The organism is Micromonospora sp. NPDC005413, assembly GCF_040606435.1.
Classification (GTDB): Bacteria; Actinomycetota; Actinomycetes; order Mycobacteriales; family Micromonosporaceae; genus Micromonospora.
In genome coordinates, this window is record NZ_JBEXEV010000006.1 from 171,644 (window position 1) to 191,636 (window position 19,993).

At 72.1% G+C, this 19,993-nt stretch carries 21 protein-coding genes; 7 read left to right on the forward strand and 14 right to left on the reverse strand.

Translation table 11 applies throughout. The features are described from left to right. Positions 1-79: 79 nt before the first annotated feature. Together ABZS37_RS10955 and ABZS37_RS10960 are read right to left on the reverse strand one after the other, a co-directional pair. The gene (locus ABZS37_RS10955; RefSeq protein ID WP_355167822.1) at positions 80-1,489 is read right to left on the reverse strand and encodes a PQQ-binding-like beta-propeller repeat protein; all 1,410 of its coding nucleotides are present in this window, start codon (positions 1,487-1,489) and stop codon (positions 80-82) included. A gap of 114 nt (positions 1,490-1,603) precedes the next feature. After that, complete coding sequence (locus ABZS37_RS10960; protein WP_355167731.1) at positions 1,604-2,110, reverse strand: Lrp/AsnC family transcriptional regulator; 507 nt, start codon at positions 2,108-2,110, stop codon at positions 1,604-1,606. A 136-nt stretch (positions 2,111-2,246) separates the two neighbouring features. Here ABZS37_RS10960 and hppD point away from each other — a divergent pair, with 136 nt between their 5' ends. From hppD to ABZS37_RS10985, 5 genes are all read left to right on the forward strand, one after another. Beyond that, a complete protein-coding gene (gene hppD / locus ABZS37_RS10965) occupies positions 2,247-3,452 on the forward strand; it encodes a 4-hydroxyphenylpyruvate dioxygenase (protein ID WP_355167733.1) in 1,206 nt (401 codons plus the stop codon). A gap of 11 nt (positions 3,453-3,463) precedes the next feature. Further along, positions 3,464-4,186, forward strand: coding sequence for an RDD family protein (locus ABZS37_RS10970; protein ID WP_355167735.1), 723 nt, complete (start codon positions 3,464-3,466; stop codon positions 4,184-4,186). Positions 4,187-4,262: 76 nt separating this feature from the next. After that, on the forward strand, positions 4,263-5,243 hold the full coding sequence (locus ABZS37_RS10975; protein WP_355167737.1) for an RDD family protein: 981 nt from the start codon (positions 4,263-4,265) through the stop codon (positions 5,241-5,243). Beyond that, positions 5,240-6,343 carry a histidinol-phosphate transaminase gene (gene hisC / locus ABZS37_RS10980; protein WP_355167739.1) on the forward strand — a complete coding sequence of 368 codons (1,104 nt, stop codon included), beginning with the start codon at positions 5,240-5,242 and terminating at the stop codon, positions 6,341-6,343. Before ABZS37_RS10975 ends, hisC begins: the two co-directional genes overlap by 4 nt. 142 nt (positions 6,344-6,485) lie before the next feature. Next, on the forward strand, positions 6,486-7,040 hold the full coding sequence (locus ABZS37_RS10985) for a hypothetical protein (RefSeq protein WP_355167741.1): 555 nt from the start codon (positions 6,486-6,488) through the stop codon (positions 7,038-7,040). A 959-nt stretch (positions 7,041-7,999) separates the two neighbouring features. Here ABZS37_RS10985 and ABZS37_RS10990 read toward each other — a convergent pair. From ABZS37_RS10990 to ABZS37_RS11015, 6 genes are all read right to left on the reverse strand, one after another. Further along, positions 8,000-8,350, reverse strand: coding sequence for an LPXTG cell wall anchor domain-containing protein (locus ABZS37_RS10990; RefSeq protein ID WP_355167743.1), 351 nt, complete (start codon positions 8,348-8,350; stop codon positions 8,000-8,002). Between the two features lie 101 nt (positions 8,351-8,451). After that, positions 8,452-9,708 (reverse strand): PQQ-binding-like beta-propeller repeat protein, encoded by a 1,257-nt coding sequence (locus tag ABZS37_RS10995; protein ID WP_355167745.1) that lies wholly within the window; start codon positions 9,706-9,708, stop codon positions 8,452-8,454. A gap of 101 nt (positions 9,709-9,809) precedes the next feature. Next, positions 9,810-10,292 (reverse strand): SRPBCC family protein, encoded by a 483-nt coding sequence (locus tag ABZS37_RS11000; RefSeq protein WP_355167747.1) that lies wholly within the window; start codon positions 10,290-10,292, stop codon positions 9,810-9,812. A gap of 143 nt (positions 10,293-10,435) precedes the next feature. After that, positions 10,436-10,645 carry a DUF397 domain-containing protein gene (locus ABZS37_RS11005; RefSeq protein WP_355167749.1) on the reverse strand — a complete coding sequence of 70 codons (210 nt, stop codon included), beginning with the start codon at positions 10,643-10,645 and terminating at the stop codon, positions 10,436-10,438. 382 nt (positions 10,646-11,027) lie between these two features. Then, positions 11,028-12,224, reverse strand: coding sequence for a fumarylacetoacetase (fahA, locus tag ABZS37_RS11010; RefSeq protein WP_355167751.1), 1,197 nt, complete (start codon positions 12,222-12,224; stop codon positions 11,028-11,030). Beyond that, positions 12,221-13,090, reverse strand: coding sequence for a hypothetical protein (locus ABZS37_RS11015; protein ID WP_355167753.1), 870 nt, complete (start codon positions 13,088-13,090; stop codon positions 12,221-12,223). The genes fahA and ABZS37_RS11015 overlap by 4 nt, the downstream gene beginning before the upstream one ends. Before the next feature lie 94 nt (positions 13,091-13,184). Here ABZS37_RS11015 and ABZS37_RS11020 point away from each other — a divergent pair, with 94 nt between their 5' ends. Then, entirely contained in the window at positions 13,185-14,351 is a 1,167-nt protein-coding gene (locus ABZS37_RS11020; RefSeq protein ID WP_355167755.1) for a cupin domain-containing protein, read from the forward strand. Here ABZS37_RS11020 and ABZS37_RS11025 read toward each other — a convergent pair. Genes ABZS37_RS11025 through ABZS37_RS11040 form a run of 4 tightly spaced genes read right to left on the reverse strand, consistent with a single transcriptional unit; the run spans position 14,348 to position 17,123 of the window. Beyond that, positions 14,348-15,376, reverse strand: coding sequence for a tetratricopeptide repeat protein (locus ABZS37_RS11025; RefSeq protein WP_355167757.1), 1,029 nt, complete (start codon positions 15,374-15,376; stop codon positions 14,348-14,350). The two genes, ABZS37_RS11020 and ABZS37_RS11025, sit on opposite strands and share 4 nt — an antisense overlap. A 10-nt stretch (positions 15,377-15,386) precedes the next feature. After that, the gene (gene ispF / locus ABZS37_RS11030) at positions 15,387-15,872 is read right to left on the reverse strand and encodes a 2-C-methyl-D-erythritol 2,4-cyclodiphosphate synthase (protein ID WP_355167824.1); all 486 of its coding nucleotides are present in this window, start codon (positions 15,870-15,872) and stop codon (positions 15,387-15,389) included. 13 nt (positions 15,873-15,885) lie between these two features. Further along, positions 15,886-16,581, reverse strand: a complete 696-nt coding sequence (gene ispD / locus ABZS37_RS11035; protein WP_355167759.1) for a 2-C-methyl-D-erythritol 4-phosphate cytidylyltransferase — start codon at positions 16,579-16,581, stop codon at positions 15,886-15,888. A gap of 56 nt (positions 16,582-16,637) precedes the next feature. Beyond that, on the reverse strand, positions 16,638-17,123 hold the full coding sequence (locus tag ABZS37_RS11040; protein WP_272613946.1) for a CarD family transcriptional regulator: 486 nt from the start codon (positions 17,121-17,123) through the stop codon (positions 16,638-16,640). A 328-nt stretch (positions 17,124-17,451) separates the two neighbouring features. On the opposite strand from ABZS37_RS11040, the gene ABZS37_RS11045 reads away from it, so the two are divergent. Beyond that, positions 17,452-18,144: a hypothetical protein gene (locus ABZS37_RS11045; RefSeq protein ID WP_355167761.1), complete on the forward strand. Its 693-nt coding sequence runs from the start codon at positions 17,452-17,454 to the stop codon at positions 18,142-18,144. Positions 18,145-18,274: 130 nt separating this feature from the next. Here ABZS37_RS11045 and ABZS37_RS11050 read toward each other — a convergent pair whose 3' ends face one another. After that, the gene (locus tag ABZS37_RS11050; protein WP_355167763.1) at positions 18,275-18,919 is read right to left on the reverse strand and encodes a hypothetical protein; all 645 of its coding nucleotides are present in this window, start codon (positions 18,917-18,919) and stop codon (positions 18,275-18,277) included. 24 nt (positions 18,920-18,943) lie between these two features. Next, positions 18,944-19,993: a type III polyketide synthase gene (locus ABZS37_RS11055; protein WP_355167765.1), complete on the reverse strand. Its 1,050-nt coding sequence runs from the start codon at positions 19,991-19,993 to the stop codon at positions 18,944-18,946.

Genomic DNA, 19,993 nt, shown 5'->3' on the forward strand with positions numbered 1-19,993 from the left:
GGCTGGTCCTGGGACGCCGCTCTCATCCGCTGGGCCCGGCACGCACCGGCGCCGTGCCGATCAGCAGGGGGCGGCCCGCTCAGCCGTCCTTGCCGCCGGCCGGGTCGGGGCACAGCTCTCCCTTCGGCCCGCAGTCGCCGTTGTTCTGCCCGCCGGGGCCGGTGCTGCCCGGCCGGGGATTTCCGCCGTCGCCGGGCGGTCCGGCGGGCGAGCCCCCGGTGGCGCCCCAGCGGACGTACCCGATCTCCCGTCCCTCACCGATGATCATGCCCTGGGACCCGACCGCGAGGGCGTTCGCCGAGGTGCGCAGGACGGCCAACTCCCGGCCGCTGCGCGGGTCCACCGCGACCAACCGGGACGGCTTCTCGTCGGCGACCACCGCCGCGTACGGGGTGAGCACCCCGCCGGCCTTTCCGCTGGCGGGCCGGGTCCAGAGCACCCGGTCGGTGCCCAGCTCACGGGCGACCACCGAGCGCTTGTCGGCGGCCCGGAACACTGCCAGACGGTCGTCGACCGCGATCAGTTTGGTGCCCGATTCGCCGACCCAGAGCAGCCGTCCGTCGTACCCGTCGATGATTGCCTCGCGGCCGTCCGGGCCGACGCCGATCAGCACGTTCCGCGCACCCTGCGGGTCTTCGCGCTGCACGCAGCCGGCACTGTCGGCGGTCCGCAGGTTGACCCCGGCCCGCTGCCAGGCCTCCTGCCCGGTCGCCGGGTCGCGGGCGGAGATGGCGAAGTAGCAGGTGCCGTCCTGTGAGCGGGCGGCGATCCGCAGCATCCGGCCACCCACCACGGACAGCCGCTCGTCCCGGCCGGGCTCGACGTTCTGCAGCACCCGGCCGGTGGCGGTGTCGACCACGTGGACCCGGCCGTCGACCGGGAAGCCGAGCAGCGGGGGTGCGGGCTCCGCCCCGGCCACCCCGTCGTCGACCCGGGTGGCGGTGAGCCGGCGGGTGCCACGCAGGCCCGGGTTGTCGGCGAGCAGGCCGCTGTGCACCCCGGGCAGGAAGGCGGTCCAGAGTGGTGCCGTGCCGCGAGGGTCCCAGGCGCTCAGGGTGCAGTCGGTGGCGTCCGTGCACCGGGCGTCCAGGAGCAGATTGCGGTACGTCCACACGGCCACCGCGTCGTCGTCGCGTCGCCGGGTCGCCCCGGTGGCCGGGTCGAGCAGCTCGTACCCCTTGACCAGAAGTTTTCCCACGGCGACGACGGCGTCCCGGTCGCCGCCGGCGACCGCCGACCAGTCCGCCTTGCGTTCCCAGAGCTGGGTGCCGGTGGCCAGGCTGCGGGCCTCGACCCGGGTGCGCTGCTCGACCACGACGGCGTCGCCTGCGATGGTCACGCTGCGCGGGGTGCCGCCGATCCGCTGCTGCCAGACCACGTCGGGCTCGGAGATGGGGTCGCTGCGGTCCACCCAGTCCCACAGGCCCGGAAAGGGGTTCCACACGCCGGTGGCGGCGAGGGCGACGACCACGGCGAGGCCGAGCAGCAGCCCACCGCGCACGCTCCCCTTCGCCACACCGCACACCGTAGCCACGATCACGGATCTTCCGTACGCCCGCGCCGCCGTGTCGCCGCGCTTTCTGGGGTCGGAGGTGTTACAGGGTCAGGAAGCCGCCCTTCCGTCGGCCCGTACGGCGCTGCGCACCAGGGGCAGCGTGCGGTAGGGAATCTGCTCAGCCAGCGCGATGATCGTCGACGCCCGGGTGATGCCGGCGGAGGAGACGATCTGGTCGATGACCCGTTGCAGGTCGGTGTTGGAGCGGGCCACGATCCGGCAGAGCAGGTCGCTGGAGCCGGTGATGGTGTGCGCCTCCAGCACCTCGGGGATGGCGGCGAGGTGAGCGGTGACCGGGTCGTGGCCGTGCCGCTGACTGATCTCCAAGGTGACGAAGCTGGTCACCCCGAACCCGATCGCGGCCGGTGAGATCTCGGGGCCGAAGCCCTCGATGACACGCCGCTCGATCAGCTTGTCCAGCCGGGCCTGGACGGTGCCCCGGGCCACCCCGAGCCGACGGGAGCACTCCAGCACCCCGATCCGCGGCTCCTCGGCGAGCAGATCGATCAAGCGCACGTCGAGCGCATCGAGCTGTACATTCTGCTCACCATTCATGGGTGAAGACCATACCGAATGCGCAACCTGACCAGCATTTCTGTCAACAGTTGCCCACCGGGTGCCGGCGCAGCGATCCTCGCCACAAGAACCGAGGGCGGCCCACCAGGCCGGCCGGTACGCGAGGGAGACCACCATGACCCAGGCGATCGACCGACCCCAGTCAACCGAGGACGTCGACATCGACCGGCTCGTCGGCGCTGTCGACCACGACATCAGCCGCGACCCGTTCCCGGTCAAGGGCCTCGACCACGTGCACTTCCTGGTCGGCAACGCCAAGCAGGCCGCCCACTACTACTCCACCGCGTTCGGCATGACCTGCGTGGCGTACCGGGGCCCCGAGCAGGGCTACCGGGACCACGCCCAGTACGTGCTGACCAGCGGCTCGGCCCGGTTCGTGTTGACCGGCGCGGTGCGCCCGGACGCCGACGGTGCCGAGCACGTGGCCAAGCACAGCGACGGGATCAGCGACATCGCGCTGGAGGTGCCGAACGTGGACGCCGCGTACGCGCACGCCATCGCACAGGGCGCCGCCAGTGTCGTCGAGCCGCACGAGGTGACCGACGAGCACGGCACGGTCCGGATGGCCGCCATCGCCGCGTACGGCGACACCCGGCACACGCTGGTCGACCGTTCCCGCTACACCGGCCCGTTCCTGCCCGGCTTCACCGCCCGCGGCCCGATCGTGGACCGGCAGCCGATGATCGACGCCGGCATCCAGCCGAAGCGCTTCTTCCAGGCCGTCGACCACGTGGTCGGCAACGTGGAGTTGGGCCGGATGGACGAGTGGGTCGAGTTCTACAAGCGGGTGATGGGCTTCTCCAACATGGCGGAGTTCGTGGGCGACGACATCGCCACCGACTACTCGGCGCTGATGAGCAAGGTCGTGGCGAACGGCACCCGCAAGGTGAAGTTCCCGCTCAACGAGCCGGCGATCGCCCGCAAGAAGTCCCAGATCGACGAGTACCTGGAGTTCTACCAGGGCCCCGGCGCCCAGCACATCGCCGTCGCCACCAACGACATCGTGGCCAGTGTCGACGCGATGCGCGCGGCCGGGGTCGAGTTCCTGGACACCCCGGACTCGTACTACGAGGACCCGGAGCTGCGCGCCCGGATCGGCAACGTGCGGGTGCCGATCGAGGAGCTGAAGGCCCGCAAGATCCTGGTCGACCGGGACGAGGACGGCTACCTGCTCCAGATCTTCACCAAGCCGGTGCAGGACCGCCCCACCGTCTTCTTCGAGCTGATCGAGCGGCACGGCTCGCTGGGCTTCGGCAAGGGCAACTTCAAGGCGCTCTTCCAGGCGATCGAGCGGGAGCAGGAAGCCCGCGGCAACCTGTAACACTTGCGAGCGTGACGCAGCCTCCGTCGTACCCGACGCCGCCGGTCGGTGGGCCTCAGCCCGCCACCGGCGGCGTCGCGCCGCCGCCCGGACCACACCCGCAGGGGTACGCCGCGCCGCCGCAGTACGCTCCGCCGCAGTACGCTCCGCCCGGGTACGCCCCGCCGCAGTGGTACGCCGGACCACCCGGCCCGCCGCCCCCACCGCTGAGCCCGAGTGGTCAGCCGCTGGCCAGTTTCGGCGACCGGCTGCTGGCCTGGCTGATCGACACGGCGCTGGCTAGCGCGGTGTCGCTGGTGCTGTTCATGCCTGTCTTCCTCATCCTCTGGTGGCAGGTGTTCAGCGAGATGACCCGGACCAACCCGGACGGGACGCTCGTGGAGCCAGACCCGGGCATGTTGTTCCTCGACTTCTTCCTGCCGGTCCTGCTGTTCCAGCTCGGGCTCCTCGTGGTGATGCTCGGGCTCTACTGGCTTTACCACGTGGAGTACCTCAAGCGCGGCGGTCAGACGCTCGGCAAGAAGCTCATGAAGTTGCGCGTGGTGCCGATCGACCCAGCCCGCAGGCTGGACCGCCGGATGGCCGGCCGGCGGTGGCTGGTGCAGTACCTCGCAGGCTCGCTGGTCCCCGGGGGCAGCTACATCGACGGGTTCTGGCAGCTCTGGGACAAGCCGTGGCAGCAGTGCCTCCATGACAAGTTCGCTGGAACGGTCGTCGTTAAGGTGTCCTCGTGAGCGAGCGGAGCGAGCGAAGCAGCAGGCTCAGTAGCGTGGCGCCTCGCGCCGGCGCGCAGCGAAGCGGAGCGTTGGCGTGAGCGTGCAACCCGGCTGGTACGTCGACCCGGCCGACACGGAGACCCGGCGTTACTGGGACGGCGAGGGTTGGCTCGGTGCGCCGATCCCCGCCGACGCCACTCCACCGGACGGTCCGCCGCCGGTCGAGCCGCCGCCCGCGCCGGTCACGCCGGCCCCGCCCGCGGTGTCGGCCGCCCCGGGCCCCGCGACCGCCGCGCCACACCAGGACCCACAACCGGGGTACGGCCCGCAACCGGGGCACGGCCCGAGCTGGGGGCCACAGGCCGGTCCTCCCGGCTGGGGTCCGCAAGGTGGTCCGCCCGGTTGGGCCCCACCGGGTGGCCAACCCGGCTGGACCCCACCGGCCGGTCACCCCGGCTGGGCTGTGCGACCGCCCGAGCCGCGACCGCATGGCCTCCGGCTGGCCGGCTATGGCCGCCGGTTCACCGCCCGGCTGATCGACTTCGGCATCGTCTTCGCACTGAACGTGGTGGTCAACGGTTGGTTCGTCTGGCGATGGGCGAAGGAGTGGGCGCCGTACTGGCGAGAGCTCTTCCAGCGCGCCGCGCGGGGCGACACCTCCGCCGAGGGCCTGCCGGTGCCCGGCGAGCAGGCTGGGCTTCTCCTGGTGGTGATCCTGCTGATCGCCACCGCGCTCTGGCTGGCGTACGAGGTGCCCGCCATGGCCGCTGGTGGGCAGACCATCGGCAAGCGGGTGATGCGGATCCGGGCGGTGCCGCTCGCCGCCGACCAGCCGCTGGGCTTCGGCCGTGCGCTCAGCCGGTGGAGCAGCCTGGGCCTGCCGACCCTGCTCTGGTACTGCGCCGGGATCGGTCTGGTGCTGCAACTGGTCGACGCTCTCTCCCCCCTCTTCGACCACCCGCTGCGCCGGGCGCTGCACGACAAACGCGCGCAGACGGTGGTCGTCGAAGTCCCCGACACCACCGTTTCCGCCCCCTCGAACGACCGCAACCAGCCCTCGGGAGACACCCCATGACCGACTCCGGACGTCACCAGCCGGCGCTGCGGCTGACCCGCGCCGACCTGGACGCGCTGCCCAACTACGTGCCGGGTCGCAGCCCCGCCGACCTGGCTCGGGAGCTGGGCCTGCCGGAGGCCATCAAGCTGGCCAGCAACGAGGTTCCGTACGGGCCGCTGCCCGGCGTCGTGGAGGCCGTCACCGAGGCGATCACCGCCTCGCACCGCTACCCGGACATGGGCGTGGTCGCGCTGCGTGACGCGCTGGCCCATCGGTACGGGGTGGACGCCGACCGGATCGCCACCGGCTGCGGGTCGGTGGCGCTCGCCGAGCACCTGGTCCGGGCCACCTGCCTGCCCGGCGACGAGGTGATCTACTCGTGGCGGTCCTTCGAGGCGTACCCGATCATCGCGGCGACCAGCGGCGCGACCAGCGTGCGGGTGCCCAACGACGCCGGGCACGGGCACGACCTGACGGCGATGGCCGCCGCGGTGACCGACCGGACCCGGCTGATCCTGGTCTGCAACCCGAACAACCCCACCGGCACCGCGGTACGCCGGGCCGAGCTGGACCGGTTCCTGGACGCGGTGCCGGACGACGTGCTGGTGGTCATCGACGAGGCGTACCGGGAGTTCGTCAACGACCCGGAGGTGCCGGACGGGCTCGACTACCTGGACCGGCCCAACGTGGCGGTGCTGCGCACCCTGTCCAAGGCGTGGGGTCTCGCCGGGCTGCGGATCGGGTGGCTGGTGGCGCAGCCGACGGTGGCGGCGGCGATCCGCAAGGTGGCGACCCCGTTCTCGACCAGCACGGCTGCCCAGGCCGGCGCGCTCGCGGCGCTGACCCAGGCCGAGGAGATGGAGCGCCGCTGTGCCCTGGTCGTCGCTGAGCGGGACCGGGTCACCGAGGCGCTGCGCAAGTTCGTGCCCGACCTGCCGACCAGCCAGGCCAACTTCGTCTGGCTGCCGCTCGGCGACCGGGCCGTGGCGTTCGGCAAGGCGTGCGAGGCGCGTGGAGTGATCGTGCGGCCGTTCGCCGGGGACGGGGTCCGGGTCACCATCGGCACACCGGCCGAGAACGACGCGTTCCTCGCGGCGGCCGAGTCTGCCCTGGTCTGAAGGGCGGCTCGCCGCCGCCTCACTCCACCTCGTGATATCGCCTTGTTTGTCCGAGTTTGAGAGGTTTGTGCCCTATCTTCCGAAGTAGCCGGATGTGCGGAGGACCACGCCGGCTCACTTCGAGAAAACGGGGTAACAGACAGTGCGTACTGCCAAGATTTGTCTCGCTGGGGCCGCTGCCGCCGCGATGGTGGGCTTCCTCGCCGCGCCGGCCGCCGCGGCGCCCACCGACGACACGACCACCACGTTCGAGGTGCTTGCCGGCACGCTCGACATCGTCGCACCGGCCACCGCCGACCTGGGCACCGGCGCACCCGGTGGCACCATCACCGGCCAGCTCGGCACGGTGACGGTCACCGACTCCCGGGCCTCCGACGACGCGTCCTGGATCGCCTCGGTGACGGCGACGGTCTTCCAGACCGGCACCGCCTCTCCGCCCGAGACGGTCCTCCCGGAGGAGATCGACTACTGGTCCGGCCCGGCGACGGCGACCACCGGCACCGGCACCTTCACGCCGGGGCAGGCCGCCGCTGGCGACGCGGCGCCGCTGTCCAGCGTCACCCCGCTCACCGCGTTCACTCACACCGGCGGCACCGGCGGCAACACCGCCGAATGGAACCCCACTCTGGTGGTCAACGTCCCGCTGGACAGCATCGCGGGCGGCTACACCGGCACGGTGACGCATTCCGTGGCGTAGCCCCCGGGGGAGGTCGACCATCGCGGTCGCGCTCGCCCTGTTCTGCCTCGCCGGTCCGGGTCTGTCGACCCGGGCCGGCGCGGTCGAACCGGATGCGGGGTCGAACGAGGGCAGCATCGGGATCCGGTTGCTGGAAGCCCCGACCGACCGTCGCACCGACCCCCGGGCGTTGCGCTACATCGTCGACCACCTACCGCCGGGCACCACCATCAAGCGGCAACTGCTGATCGCCAATCGCACCGCCGAGACCCGTCGCGTCGACGTGTATCCGTCGGCCGCGACCCTGGACGACTCGGCGTTCCGGTTCGGTGAGGGCCGCGCCGACAACGAGCTGACCTCATGGATCACCCTCGACCAGAGCGCCGTGGAGTTGCCACCGTGGGGGGAGACCCGGGTCCGAGCGACCATCACGGTGCCGCCGGCCGCCTCGCGTGGCGAGCGGTACGGGGTGGTCTGGGCGGCCACCACCTCCGCGCCCCGGGCCACCGGGGAGATCACTCAGGTCCATCGGGTCGGAGTCCGGATGTACCTCGACATCGGGCCCGGCGGCGAGCCAGCCTCCGACTTCTCGATCGGTGAGCTACGCCCAGCTCGCAGCCCCGAGGGCGAACCGTCGGTGACCGTACAGGTCACCAACACCGGCGGCCGCGCCCTCGACCTGACCGGCACGGTGGCCCTGACCGATGGGCCGGCCGGCAGTCGGGCCGGCCCGTTCCCGGTCGGGCAGGGCGTCACGCTACCGCCGGGTGGCTCCGGGCAGGTCATCGCTCGGCTCCCAGCCGAGTTGCCCAACGGGCCCTGGAAGATCGAGGTGAACCTGGAGAGCGGGTTGGTGAAGCGCAGCGTCACCGCGCAGATCCAGTTCCCCGACGCGGGTCAGGTCGGAAAGCGGGGCAGCATCATCTCCCGGATGATCTCCGGCTGGGCCGTGGGGGCGACCATCGCGGGCCTGCTGTTGGTCACCGGTCTCGCGGTACTGGTCCGCCGATCCCCCGCCTACGGCGGGCGGCGAGCCAACCAACGAGGAGGAGGGCCCCGCCCAGCCCGGCGAGCAGCAGCGCCGACCCACCCGAACCGGTGACCGGCAACTGACCACCGTGGCTGGGCGTGGGAATGGGTGGGGTGAGGGTCGGTGACGCCGGCACGATCTTGAAGGTGACACCGTCGCCCGTCGACGGCTCGGCCCGGATGGCGCTGAACCCGCGTGCCGACGCGGGCTCAGGGCTCAGCACCGGCGGAAGCGCCAGCGCGAGACTTGCGGCGGCGGCGAGTGCGCCGCCCACGAGGTAGTTGGCCGCTGTCCTACCCATGCGCCGACCCCTTCCCACCGGAAACCTGAACCGTGAGAAACGTACCCTTTATGGACAAAGGGAACGGGAGGTTCTGCTTCCCCGGAGTCGAGACGCCACGATCAGGTGGCGGCCAGGATCACCGCCTCCGCGGTCAGGTAGTAGCGCCGGTCGTCGCCGTCCGGGTCGACCGGCTTACGGAGCCGTTCGACCGCGACGTAGCCGCCCTCGGCTGCCACCGCCCCGGGCGCCCAGCCCGTCCCGTCAGAGCCGACGTTGAGGGAAAAGCGAGACAGCTGCCCACCGGTCACCGGATCCAGCGTCACCAGGTCGTTCGCCTCGGTCAGCAGGTGCACCCGACCGGGCTGCCCGGCCAGCACCCGTGCCGTGCCCAGATCCGCGGACCGCCACAGCTCGGTGCCCGTACGCGCCGACCGACCCACCGCCACCCCGTCGAGCACGACGACGGCCTGCTCACCGACCAGCACGGTGCCGGCCGGATCCAGCGCGGGGGCGGCGACCGGCTCGCCGGCACCCAGCAGCCAGCCCCGGCCGCCCGCATCGCCCGGCCCGGCGGTCCGCAGGGCCAGGCAGTCCGACCGATCGGTACGGCAGCCGAGCGGAGTCACCACCAGCTCGTCCGGGCCACCCGGCGGTCGCCAACGCTCACGCACCGCACCGGTCGCCGCGTCCCGGAACTCGACCGTGGCCGGCCCGGCGCAGGCGTCCAGACCGATGAGCTGCCCGGAGGCGGTGGTGCCGACGTCGCTTCGGCAACTGCCGGGGAGGTCCACCCGCCACAGCTCCCGACCGCCGCTCACCTCGACCCCACGCGCCTGGGCGTCCCCGGTGGCCACCAGCACCGTTCGGCCGTCCGGGAGGTCGGTGAGCTGGAGCCCGCGCGGGTTCCAGACGGTGGCCGCACCGGTACGCCGCACCACCGCACCACTGTCGGTGGGCTCCGGGCCGTCGGTACGCCAGAGCACCCGGCCGGTCGGCGCGTCGAGTGCGACCAGTTGACCGTCGGACCAGCGGCTGACCACCGTGCTGCCGCTGGCCACGACCCCGGTCAGCTCCGCGGGCCAGCGCCGGTACGACCAGTAGGGCGTGGTCCGGTATTTCCCGTCGACCGGGCGGTCGGCGTAGACCTGGCGGTGTGCCGCGTACACCCGCAGCCTCGCGTCCACGATCAACGGGGCGACCGGCAGTCGACCGATCACGCCGGCGGCCGGTCGGGCCGCGGCCGGGTAGTCAGCCCGCGCCACCGTGCTCACCTCTGCCGGCGCGAGCACCCGGTGGACGATGACCGCGACGGCCGCGGTCGCGAGCAGCGCCGCGACCGCCATCACGAGCCGTCGCCGGCCCCTCGGGAAACCCATGCCGCACCTCCGCCCGGCACCCTACCCAGCGGAACCGGCCGGATCCCGCTCAGGTCACGGGGGCCACGGTCGCGCGAAGGGCGGATGTGACCGGCTGGCGGTCAGGCGGCTTCGACGGAGCCGATGGCGCCGGCCGCGACGGCCAGGTCCGCGAGATCACGCCGGAGCGCCACCTCGACGGCCCGGGCGGCGAGCCCGCCGAGCAGCAGCGCCACCACCCGACCGTACGGCGCGGTCGGCACCGCCTCCTGGGTGACGGTGATCGCTGTGCAACCCCGACGGCGACGCCGGACCGGGCGCAGGCTCCAGGTGATCCGGTAATCCACGCCGGCACCGGAGGAACAGAGCACCAGCCGCTGCGGGGCGAGTGCCTCCACCACCAGGAACTCCTCGGTCAGCGTGCCGCCGCCCGGCTGGATGCGCTCTTCACGCCAGGCGGTGCCCGGCCCGAACGGACCCGGGGTGAGCACCTCGATCGGGCCGGCCGCGGTCAGCCGGGCCGCACGGCCGGGCAGGTCGGTCAGCAGACGCCAGACATCGACAGCGTGCGCCTCGATGAACCCGGTAACCGCCACCGTCGACATGCCACCCTCCCGTGTCCCCGACGGTACGCGGAGTGAGGGCCGGACGTGACCCCCGGGACGGAATTTCCACCACCCGGAGGCCACGCTGTCCGATTGGGCGTCGCTCCGGCACCGATCGTCGTCGACCGGTGCCGGAGCGCCGGTCAGCGTTCGAAGCGACCGGCCCGGATCGCGCTGATGAACGCCGTCCATCCCGGCGGGCTGACCGCAAGTGTGGGGCCGGCCTGATCCTTGGAGTCGCGTACCCCGACCAGACCATGGACATCGACCAGGTTGTCCGCCACTTCCACGCAGAGCCCCTGGTCGTTCGAGCGGCTGCTGGTCCGCCAGATCGCTCCCGCAAAATCGTGCATCGTGGTTACCTCCGTGTGCGATGGGATTGCCCCACCACCGGCAGACGGGCAGAGGCCCGGTCCGTGCCGGATGGCGGGACGACATGATCCGCGTCAACCAACGGGGTAACGGGGCTTGGTGATCGCACAGCCGGTGCGATCACCAGTCCCACCGGCGAGACGGCCCGACGGACAGAGGGTCGGACCTGCGCCGGGTCGGGTGGAGGTGCCCGACTGAGCCCCTTTGCTCTGCTTCAACAGACGCAACAGCGGGTGGTCCTAAGTGTTGCGTGGGGTGAAGCAGAGCAAAGGGGCCAGGGGCCAGGTAGCTGGCGGGCCCGGCGACAGGCCCGCGCAACGAACCCAGCGCCTGGTCCGCTCAGCGGCCAAGCGACAGGGCGGCTCAGCGGGCCGGGCGAACCGTGCCGGTGACCTCGCCGAGGGCGATGGTGGTGCCGTCCGGGCCGGGAGCGGTGGCGGTGATGGTCACCGTGTCGCCGTCGGCGAGGAAGGTGCGGCTCTCGTCGCCCACCGTCACCGGCTCGGCCCCGCCCCAGGTCAGTTCAAGGAACGAGCCGACCTGCGATCGGTCCGGGCCGGAGACGGTGCCCGAGGCGTACAGGTCGCCGGTGCGCAGAGACGCGCCGTTGACGGTGAGGTGCGCCAACTGCTGTGCCGGCGTCCAGTACATGGTGGCGAACGGCGGCTCGCTGACCCGCTCGCCGTTCCACTCGACCGCCAGTCGGAGGTCCAGCCCCACGTGCGGCACATCCCGCAGGTAGTCGACGACGGGCGGGTCCTGGTCGGGGGCCGGCAGGAAGGCATCGCTGAGCGCGTCCAGCGGCGTCACCCAGGCCGAGACCGAGGTGGCGAACGACTTGCCGAGGAACGGGCCGAGCGGCTGGTACTCCCAGGCCTGGATGTCCCGGGCCGACCAGTCGTTGACCAGCACCACGCCGAACACGTGGTCGGCGAAATCGTCGACGGACACCCGGTCGCCCAACGAGCTGGGTACGCCCACCACGAAGCCGACCTCGGCCTCGATGTCGAGGCGTACCGATGGGCCGGTGACCGGGCCATCGGCGGAGGCGCGCTGCCCGGTCGGCCGGATAACCGGCGTGCCGGAGACGACCACCGTGCCAGCCCGCCCGTGGTAGCCGATCGGCAGGTGCTTCCAGTTGGGCAGCAGCGGCGGCTGACCGGGGCGGAAGATCTGCCCGACGTTCGCCGCGTGGTGCTCGGAGGAGTAGAAGTCGACGTAGTCGGCGACCTCGATCGGGAGCAGCAGCTCCACGTCGTCGAGGGGCACCAGCAGCGGCTCCACCGCGGCCCGGTGCGCCGGGTCGGTCAGCAGCTCGGTGATCCGCTGCCGCACCGCCGTCCACTGCGGGCGGCCCAACGCCATGAAGTCGTTGAGGGTGGGCCGGCACAGCGCACCGGCGGCCAGCACCAGCTCGGCGGCCTCCGCCGCGGCCAGGTCGAACACCCATGACCCGATCCGTACGCCGATCCGCGACTGACCCCCGTCGGACCGGAACACCCCGTACGGCAGGTTCGTCACCCCGTACGGCGAACCGTCAACGCCGGTCACCCAGGTCATGCGTCGTAGCCCCCGTTCACCAGCCCAAGCTGGATCAGATCGGTCAGTGGTTCCAGGATGCTGCACGAGCCGAAGCCGACCCACAGTGGGCGGGGCCCGTCCAGCCGTGCGGTCGCGCGCTCCAGCAGGGGGCGCGGATCGACCACGGTCAGCAGCTCGGCGACGGCGTCCACCCCGCCGCCGTCAGCGGCCCCCAGGGTCGCGGCCAGCACGTTGGCGTAGCCGTGATGGGTGAAGCCGGTCTCCGGGTCCAGGTGCCGGACCGCCTGGTGCAGCCCGGCGGTGAGCTTGAACGGCAGGCCCCGGTCCCGGCAGGCGCAGATCACCGCGGCCAGTTCGGCCGGGGTGGGGAAGAGCTCGGCGGCCAGCCCACCGGTGCGGAACTTGGCCGCGATCGGCACCCCGTCGGCCCGGGCGGCGGCGAGCGCGTCCAGCGCGCCCATCAGGCCGAAGGTCAGCGGCAGCTCGGCGTAGACGGCCTCGACGCCCGGCATCGTGTCGGCCAGCCGCAGCAGCTCGGCGATGCCGGGCAACGGGTCCTCGCCGCGCTTGGCGACCGCCACCTCGACCTGACGGGCGGTGACGCCGACCGGGGCCAGGAACGACAGCGCGAAGGGCAGGTTCCCGATCCCGGTGTCTCCGATCACGCCGACCACCAGGCCCTCGGCCGGGTCGACGAGACCGCTCAGGTCGCCTACGGCAACGGTCGAGGCGGGGACCAGCAGCGGGCCGACCAGGTCGGCGTACCAGGCGGTGCGGTGCTGACGGTGGGCGTCCAGGGCGTCGGGCAGCGCGGCGCTACCCGGAGGGAAGACGGCGGCATCATCCACCAGGCCGTCGAGGAGTGCGGGCACCTGCGTTGACACGGAACAAGAATGTACGGGACGCTACGAGGAACGGACAACAGCGTCCGATTATCGGACGCCCCTGGCCGGTGGACGGGACATATCGGGAGGCGAGATGCCGTATTACCGCAGCGTCGGCGAGGTGCCGCGCAAGCGCCACACCCAGTTCCGTCAGCCCGACGGCAGCCTCTACGCCGAGGAGTTGATGGGCCAGGAGGGCTTCTCCTCCGACTCGTCCCTGCTCTACCACCGGCACGCGCCCACCGCGATCCTGGCCGCCGACGAGTTCACCCCACCCGCGTTCACCCGGGCACCGAACCTGCCGCTCAAGCCCCGCCACCTGCGCACCCACAAGCTCGACACCGGCGGCGCCGACCCGATCCTCGGCCGGCAGTACCTGCTCGCCAACGACGACGTACGGATCGGGTATGTGCTCGCCGACCGACCCTCACCGCTGTTCCGTGACGCCACCGGCGACCACTGCCTCTACGTTGAGTCGGGCACCCTGCGGGTCCAGTCCCCGTTCGGGGTGCTGGACGCGGTCGCCGGCGACTACGTCATCATCCCCACCTCGACCATCCACCGGCTGGTGCCCACCGGTGACCAGCCCGTCCGACTGCTCACCGTCGAGGCAGCCGGGCACATCGGCCCACCCAAGCGCTACCTCTCCGTACGCGGCCAGTTCCTCGAGCACTCGCCGTACTGCGAGCGCGACGTCCGCGGCCCGGATGCCCCGCTGCTCGTCGACGGCGAGGAGGTCGAGGTGCTGGTCCGGCACCGGCGTGGCTGGACCCGCTACGTCTACGCCAACCACCCGTTCGACGTTGTGGGCTGGGACGGGCACCTCTACCCGTGGGCGTTCTCCATCCACGACTTCGAGCCGATCACCGGCCGCATTCACCAGCCCCCGCCCGTGCACCAGACCTTCCAGGGCCCCAACTTCGTCATCTGCTCATTCGTGCCCCGCAAGGTCGACTACCACCCGGATGCGATCCCGGTGCCGTACAACCACCACAACGTCGACTCCGACGAGATGCTCTTCTACACCGGCGGCAACTACGAGGCCCGGCGTGGCTCCGGCATCGAGCAGGGCTCAATCTCCCTGCACCCGTCCGGTTTCACCCACGGCCCCCAGCCGGGTGCCGCCGAACGTTCCATCGGTGCGGACTACTTCGACGAGTTGGCCGTCATGGTCGACACCTTCCGCCCCCTGGATCTCTGCGACGCCGCCAGCGCCTGCGAAGACGAGGCGTACGCCTGGACGTGGGCGCGTCGCGGTTAGCGGATGGCGGTTCTGGTGAAGACGGCGAACTCGGCGATCGCCGTGGCGGCGATGGCCAGCACCAGCGGCCACGGCGAGCCGACCACCGCGTACGCCAGCAGCAGCACCGGCGCGGCGGCCACGGCGTAGATCGCGAGTGCCATCGCCCGGTCCGACTGCAGCAGGGCGGGCAGGACGGTCCGGGTCAGCCCCGGCAGCCGGGCCGCGAGCTGCCAGACGACGATCCCACCGGTGAGCGCGGCGAGCACCGCCAGGATGCGGGAGAACCCGTCGCTCGCCGAGGCCGCGAACGCGACCAGCACCGCCGCCACCAGCGACCAACCCGCGCCGTAGAGCACCAGGCGGTGCAGGCCGGACGCGAGGGTCCGCGGTGATTCGATTCGGCTCGGGCTGATCGTCACCGCCTCGGCGACGTGTTCCAATGCCTCCGACCAGCGGCGCTGTTCCAGTCGTATGACACCCACGTCGTGCCCCGCTTCGGCGATACGCGGGTCGAGCCGCAACGCCTCCCGGTAGGCCCGCTCGGCCAGGTCGAACAGGTCCAACCGAGCGGCGACCAGGCTCAGCACCAGGTGCGCCTGCGGCTCCTGTGGGGCCAGTTCGACGCCGTGCCAGGCTGCGTTCAGCGCCGGCTGACCGTTGCGGGCGCCGGCCAGGATCGCCGCTGCGCTCCGCTGGGCGTACGCGTCGGCGGGGCCGAGGGCGAGGATCCGGTCGGCGGTGACGGCCGACTCGGAGTAACGCTCCAGGTCGGCCAACGCCATGCCCCTGGCGACCAGCGGCGGGAGCGCCTCGGGTGCGGCGGCCACGGCCGTGTCGGCGGCGGTGAGCGCCTCGGCCGGGCGGTCGGCGGCAAGGTGCACGCGGGCCAGCATGGTGAGGGCGTCGACGTCATCCGGCTGCAGAGCCAGCCCGTAGGTCAGCTCCCCGGCCGCCTCGTCGTGACGGCCGAGCTCAGCAAGAAGTTGGGCACGCTGGACGTAGCCGTCGGCGGCGGACCGGTCGGGGGCGGGGTCGCTGGACATCGCGGCGAGCTTAGGCGGCCGGCGCGTCGTACACCAGGGCGACCGCGATGCCGGCCAGCCCTTCCTCGCGGCCGGTGAAGCCGAGCCCGTCGGTGGTCGCGGCGGAGACGGTGACCGGGGCGCCGACGGCGGCGGAGAGCACCTGCTGGGCCTCCACACGACGCCGCCCGATCTTGGGGCGGTTGCCGACGACCTGCACGGACACGTTGCCGATCTCCAGGCCGGCTGCCCGCACCCGACGGGCCGTCTCGGTCAGCAGCGCCACACCGGACGCGCCGGCCCACTCCGGCTCACCCACCCCGAAGGCGGAGCCGAGATCACCGAGGCCGGCGGCGGAGAGCAGCGCGTTGCAGGCGGCGTGTGCGGCGACGTCGGCGTCCGAGTGCCCGGCGAGGCCGTCCTGGTCGGGCCAGAGCAGGCCGGCCAACCAGCAGGGCCGGCCAGGCTCGAACGCATGCACGTCGGTGCCGATGGCCACCCGGGGAACGATCATGATCAGAGGGTACGCGTCAACCGGCGGCGGCGAGCAGATGCTCCGCAAGCACCAGATCGAACGGGCGGGTGATCTTCAGCGCGTACTCCGAGCCCGGCACGCAGGTCACCACGACGCCCTGCTTCTCGACGAGCCCGGCGTCGTCGGTGAGGGAGTCTCCGGCGGCGGCGTGGGCGGCGCTGAGCACGGCCCGGCGGAAACCCTGCGGGGTCTGCACCGCGCGTAGGGCGGAACGGTCGACGGTGCCGAGCACCACCTCGCCGGCACCGACCTCCTTGATCGTGTCGACGACCGGCAGGACCGGAATCACCGCGTCACAGCCGTCACGGACCGCCGCCGCGACGGATTCGACCAGCTCAGGCGGGGTGAGCGCGCGAGCGGCATCGTGCACCAGGACGATCGTCGGACCGGCGGGCACCGCGGCCAGCGCGGCGGCCACCGACGCCTGCCGTTCCGCGCCGCCCGGCACCACGATCACCGGCGCAACCGGGGCCAGCAGCTCACGGACGGCAGTCACCTCGGCGGCCGGCGCGGCCACCACGATCGTGTGCACCGACGGTGCGGCGGCCAGCCGACGCACGGCGTGGACCAGCAGCGGCTCGCCGGCGAGCAGGCGCAGCGCTTTGGGTCGGCCGGGGCCGAGCCGTACGCCGGCACCCGCCGCAGGCACGAGGACCGCAACGTCACCGCGCGGATTGAGCTGCGCGGTCACGTCACGGTCCTCGGTGGTTTGTTCGCTACGAAGTGGGTACGACGATGCTGTGCTGACTAGGCCTCGGTGAGCACCTTGTCGAGCAGCATCTCCGCCTCGTCCTTGGTGCTCTTCTCCGCCAGCGCGACCTCGCCGACGAGAATGTCACGGGCCTTGGCGAGCATCCGCTTCTCACCCGCGGACAGGCCCCGCTCCCGCTCCCGGCGCCACAGGTCACGCACGACCTCGGCGACCTTCAGCGGGTTTCCGGAGGCCAGCTTTTCCAGGTTGGCCTTGTAACGCCGCGACCAGTTGGTCGGCTCCTCGGTGTGCGGAGCCCGGAGAACGTCGAAGACAAGGCCGAGGCCCTCTTCGCCGACCACTTCGCGCACACCCACGATCTCGGCGTTCTCTGCGGGCACCCGGACCGTCAGGTCACCCTGCGCGACCCTCAGGACGAGGTATTTCTTAGGCTCGCCCTTGATGATCCGAGTCTCGATTGCCTCGATGAGTGCGGCCCCGTGGTGGGGGTAAACAACGGTCTCGCCGACACTGAAAACCATAGGTTCGAAACCCCTTTCGCTGTGTCTAGGGTAACACGATCAGGCAGCGATGTCTCACCGATGTCCTGACCGTTGGCGCAGCTCAGGGGCCCTGTGAGAGGTCTTGCTTCAGCTTGACAGGCGGTCAAACTGATGGTTCAAACACGCTCCGTAACGCACGGATGACTGCCCGGTGCGAATGAACAGAACGTCGAGATCAAGGGCTATGCGCTCCTCCCATGGTATCCCGGGCGGCGGGACTACGCCCAGATGTAGCGGGAGCTGCCCCTGGTGCGCGACCCTGGAGACCGAGCCGCACTCCGCTCTCGAGACGCTTTCAGGGGGTCCGATGGGCAAGCCGGATGCAGAGGGCCACGGGCCAGCCGACGGCCTGCCCGGCCTGCCGCCCGAATGGGGCCGGGTGGTGGTCCCCGACGACGCCTCCGCGCTCTCCGCCGAGGCCGCCCAGATCCGCCGTGAGCTGCGCAGAGCCGCCGGCCTACCCGGCGGCCACCGGGCTCTGGGCCTGCCGCTGCTGGTCCTGCTGGTGGCGGTCCTCACCACGCTGGCCGGTCTGCTCGTGGTCACCTGGCCACGAGTCAACCGAGGCACCGAGCGTTCGACCCCGGCTCCCTACTCGCCGCCCGCGACACTCGCCGGTCGGGCCCTGCCCGCACTGGACCTCGTCGACGCGAGCCAGGCACCGGTGCCGCTGCGCGGCCTGCTACCCGCCATGATCATTTTGCTGGACGGCTGCCCCTGCCCGGACCGCGTCGCCGACGCCCTGGCTGCCGCGCCCGCCGGCGTCTCCGTGGTCACCGTCACCGGAGGGCGGACGGTCCCGGCCCGGCCCACGAACCAGCGGCAGGCCCGCGCACTGGCCGACCCCGCCGGTGGGCTGCGCTCGTTCCTGGGCCAACCGGCCCGCCCCGGCACCGCGACCGCCCTGCTGGTCGACCGCGCCGGCACAGTGACCCGGGTGGTGCCCGACCTGGGGCCGGTCGACGCCTACCGGGGCGACCTGAGCGCCCTCGCCGCCTGACCGCGGCTGCACGTCACCCGCCCTGCCCCGCGATCTTGCAGTTCCGGTCGTCGAGATGCGTGGAATGCCCCCTGCGTCGGGGCAGCAACCGCATGATCGCGAGGCCGACCTCACGGACCGGGGTTGGGGTCTAGCGGGGCAGGGTGACCAGTTGCGCCTCTACGTCGATCTCGCTGTCTCCCACCGTCGCCAGCGACAGGCGAAACGGTCTGCCGTGCGCAAGCACCTCGGCGGTGGCGATCGTGCCGTCACAGTCGACCCGTGCTGGCCCGGCAAGCCCGGCCCCCGAGATCGTCACCAGCATGGTGCCCGGCCTGGTGCACCGGTACTGCAGCAGCTGACGGGAGTCGCCACCCGCCGCCTGCCGGGCCACGGTCTGCCCCGGGACGAGCTCGAACCGCTCCCGCCAGACCGTCTCACGGAACGCGGGCAGATCGCCCTCCTCGAAGAGCGCGGACGGGTCGCCCTCGATGTCGGAGATCGAGCCCGTCGCCGGGTCGATCGTCACCCTCGGAGCGTCCCGCATCCTGATGACCTCACCCTCCCCGTCGACCAGGATCGTCACCCGCGCATCGGGCTCGCCGGCAGCCAGGGCGCGTTCCATCGCGGTGCTGACGGTCGGCCCGGCGCTCGGCATCGCCGACACTGGGCCAGCCGAACCCGGCGTCGGGGTGGGGGCGGCTGCCTGCCACCACCAACCACCGACGGCCAGGACGGCCACCGCAGCACCAAACAACACCGCCGAGCGCAGCCGGTCGTCCGCCGTTGGATCCATGCGGTGAGCCTACCGACCAGAGGTTCAGTCCTGTCGATCGAGCAGGGCCGCGTAGAGGGTGAGCCCGGGGCCGAACGCCAGCATGACGACGCGTCGAGCCGCCGGTGTCGCGCGACCCAGCCGGTCCAGGATCAGCAGCACGGTCGGCGACGAGCAGTTGCCGTGCTCGTCGAGCGTCGCCCGGGACGCCGCCAGCCCTTCCGGAGGCAGGGCCAACTCCCGTTCGACCACGTTGAGGATTCGCGGCCCGCCCGGGTGCACCGCCCATCCGTCCACCTCGGAGCGGGTGGTGCCGTGCCGGGCCAGCAGGTCGTCGACCAGCCCGAGGACATGCCTGGAGAGCACCTGCGGCACCTTCGGCGACAACCCCATCCGGAAGCCGGTGTCGGTGACGTCCCAGGTCATGTGGTCGGCGGTCGAGGTGTCGGTGACGGAGGTGACCTCGCGCAGCGCGTACCCCGGGCCGCCCGGCACGACCACGGCGGCGACCGCGGCGTCCGAGAAGAGCGCGTGGGAGACGATCTGCTGGGTGTCCACCCTGGCGCTGGACGGTTGGATGTGCAGGCTGGTCAGCTCCGCGCAGAGCAGCAGCGCAGGTCGCCCCCGGGCGGTGACGAAGTCACTCGCCGCGCCGAGCCCCGGCAGCGCCGCGTAACAGCCCATGTGGCCGATGAACATCCGCTGGGTGTCCGCGGCCATACCGAGATCCCGCGCGAGCAGGATGTCCAGCCCCGGGGTGGCGTACCCCGTGCAGGAGCAGACGATGAAGAGGCCGATGTCGCCGGCGCCCAGCCCGGCGGCGGTCAACGCACGGCCCACCGCCTCCTTGCCCAGCGGCAGCGCCTCCACCTGGTAGCGGCGCAGCCGGCGTTCCGTCGGCCAGTCCGACACGTCCTCCAGGAGAGGGTTGACCGCGGCCTGCCGCCGGGTCACCCCCGAGTTCGCGAAGATCCGCTGGGCCAACGACCGGGTGGTGCCGGAGAAGTGCCGGGAGAAGTAGCCCTCCCACAACTCGTCCTGCGAAGCGGACGGCGGCTGCGCAGCCCCGAGCCCCGCGATCACTGGTACGGACAC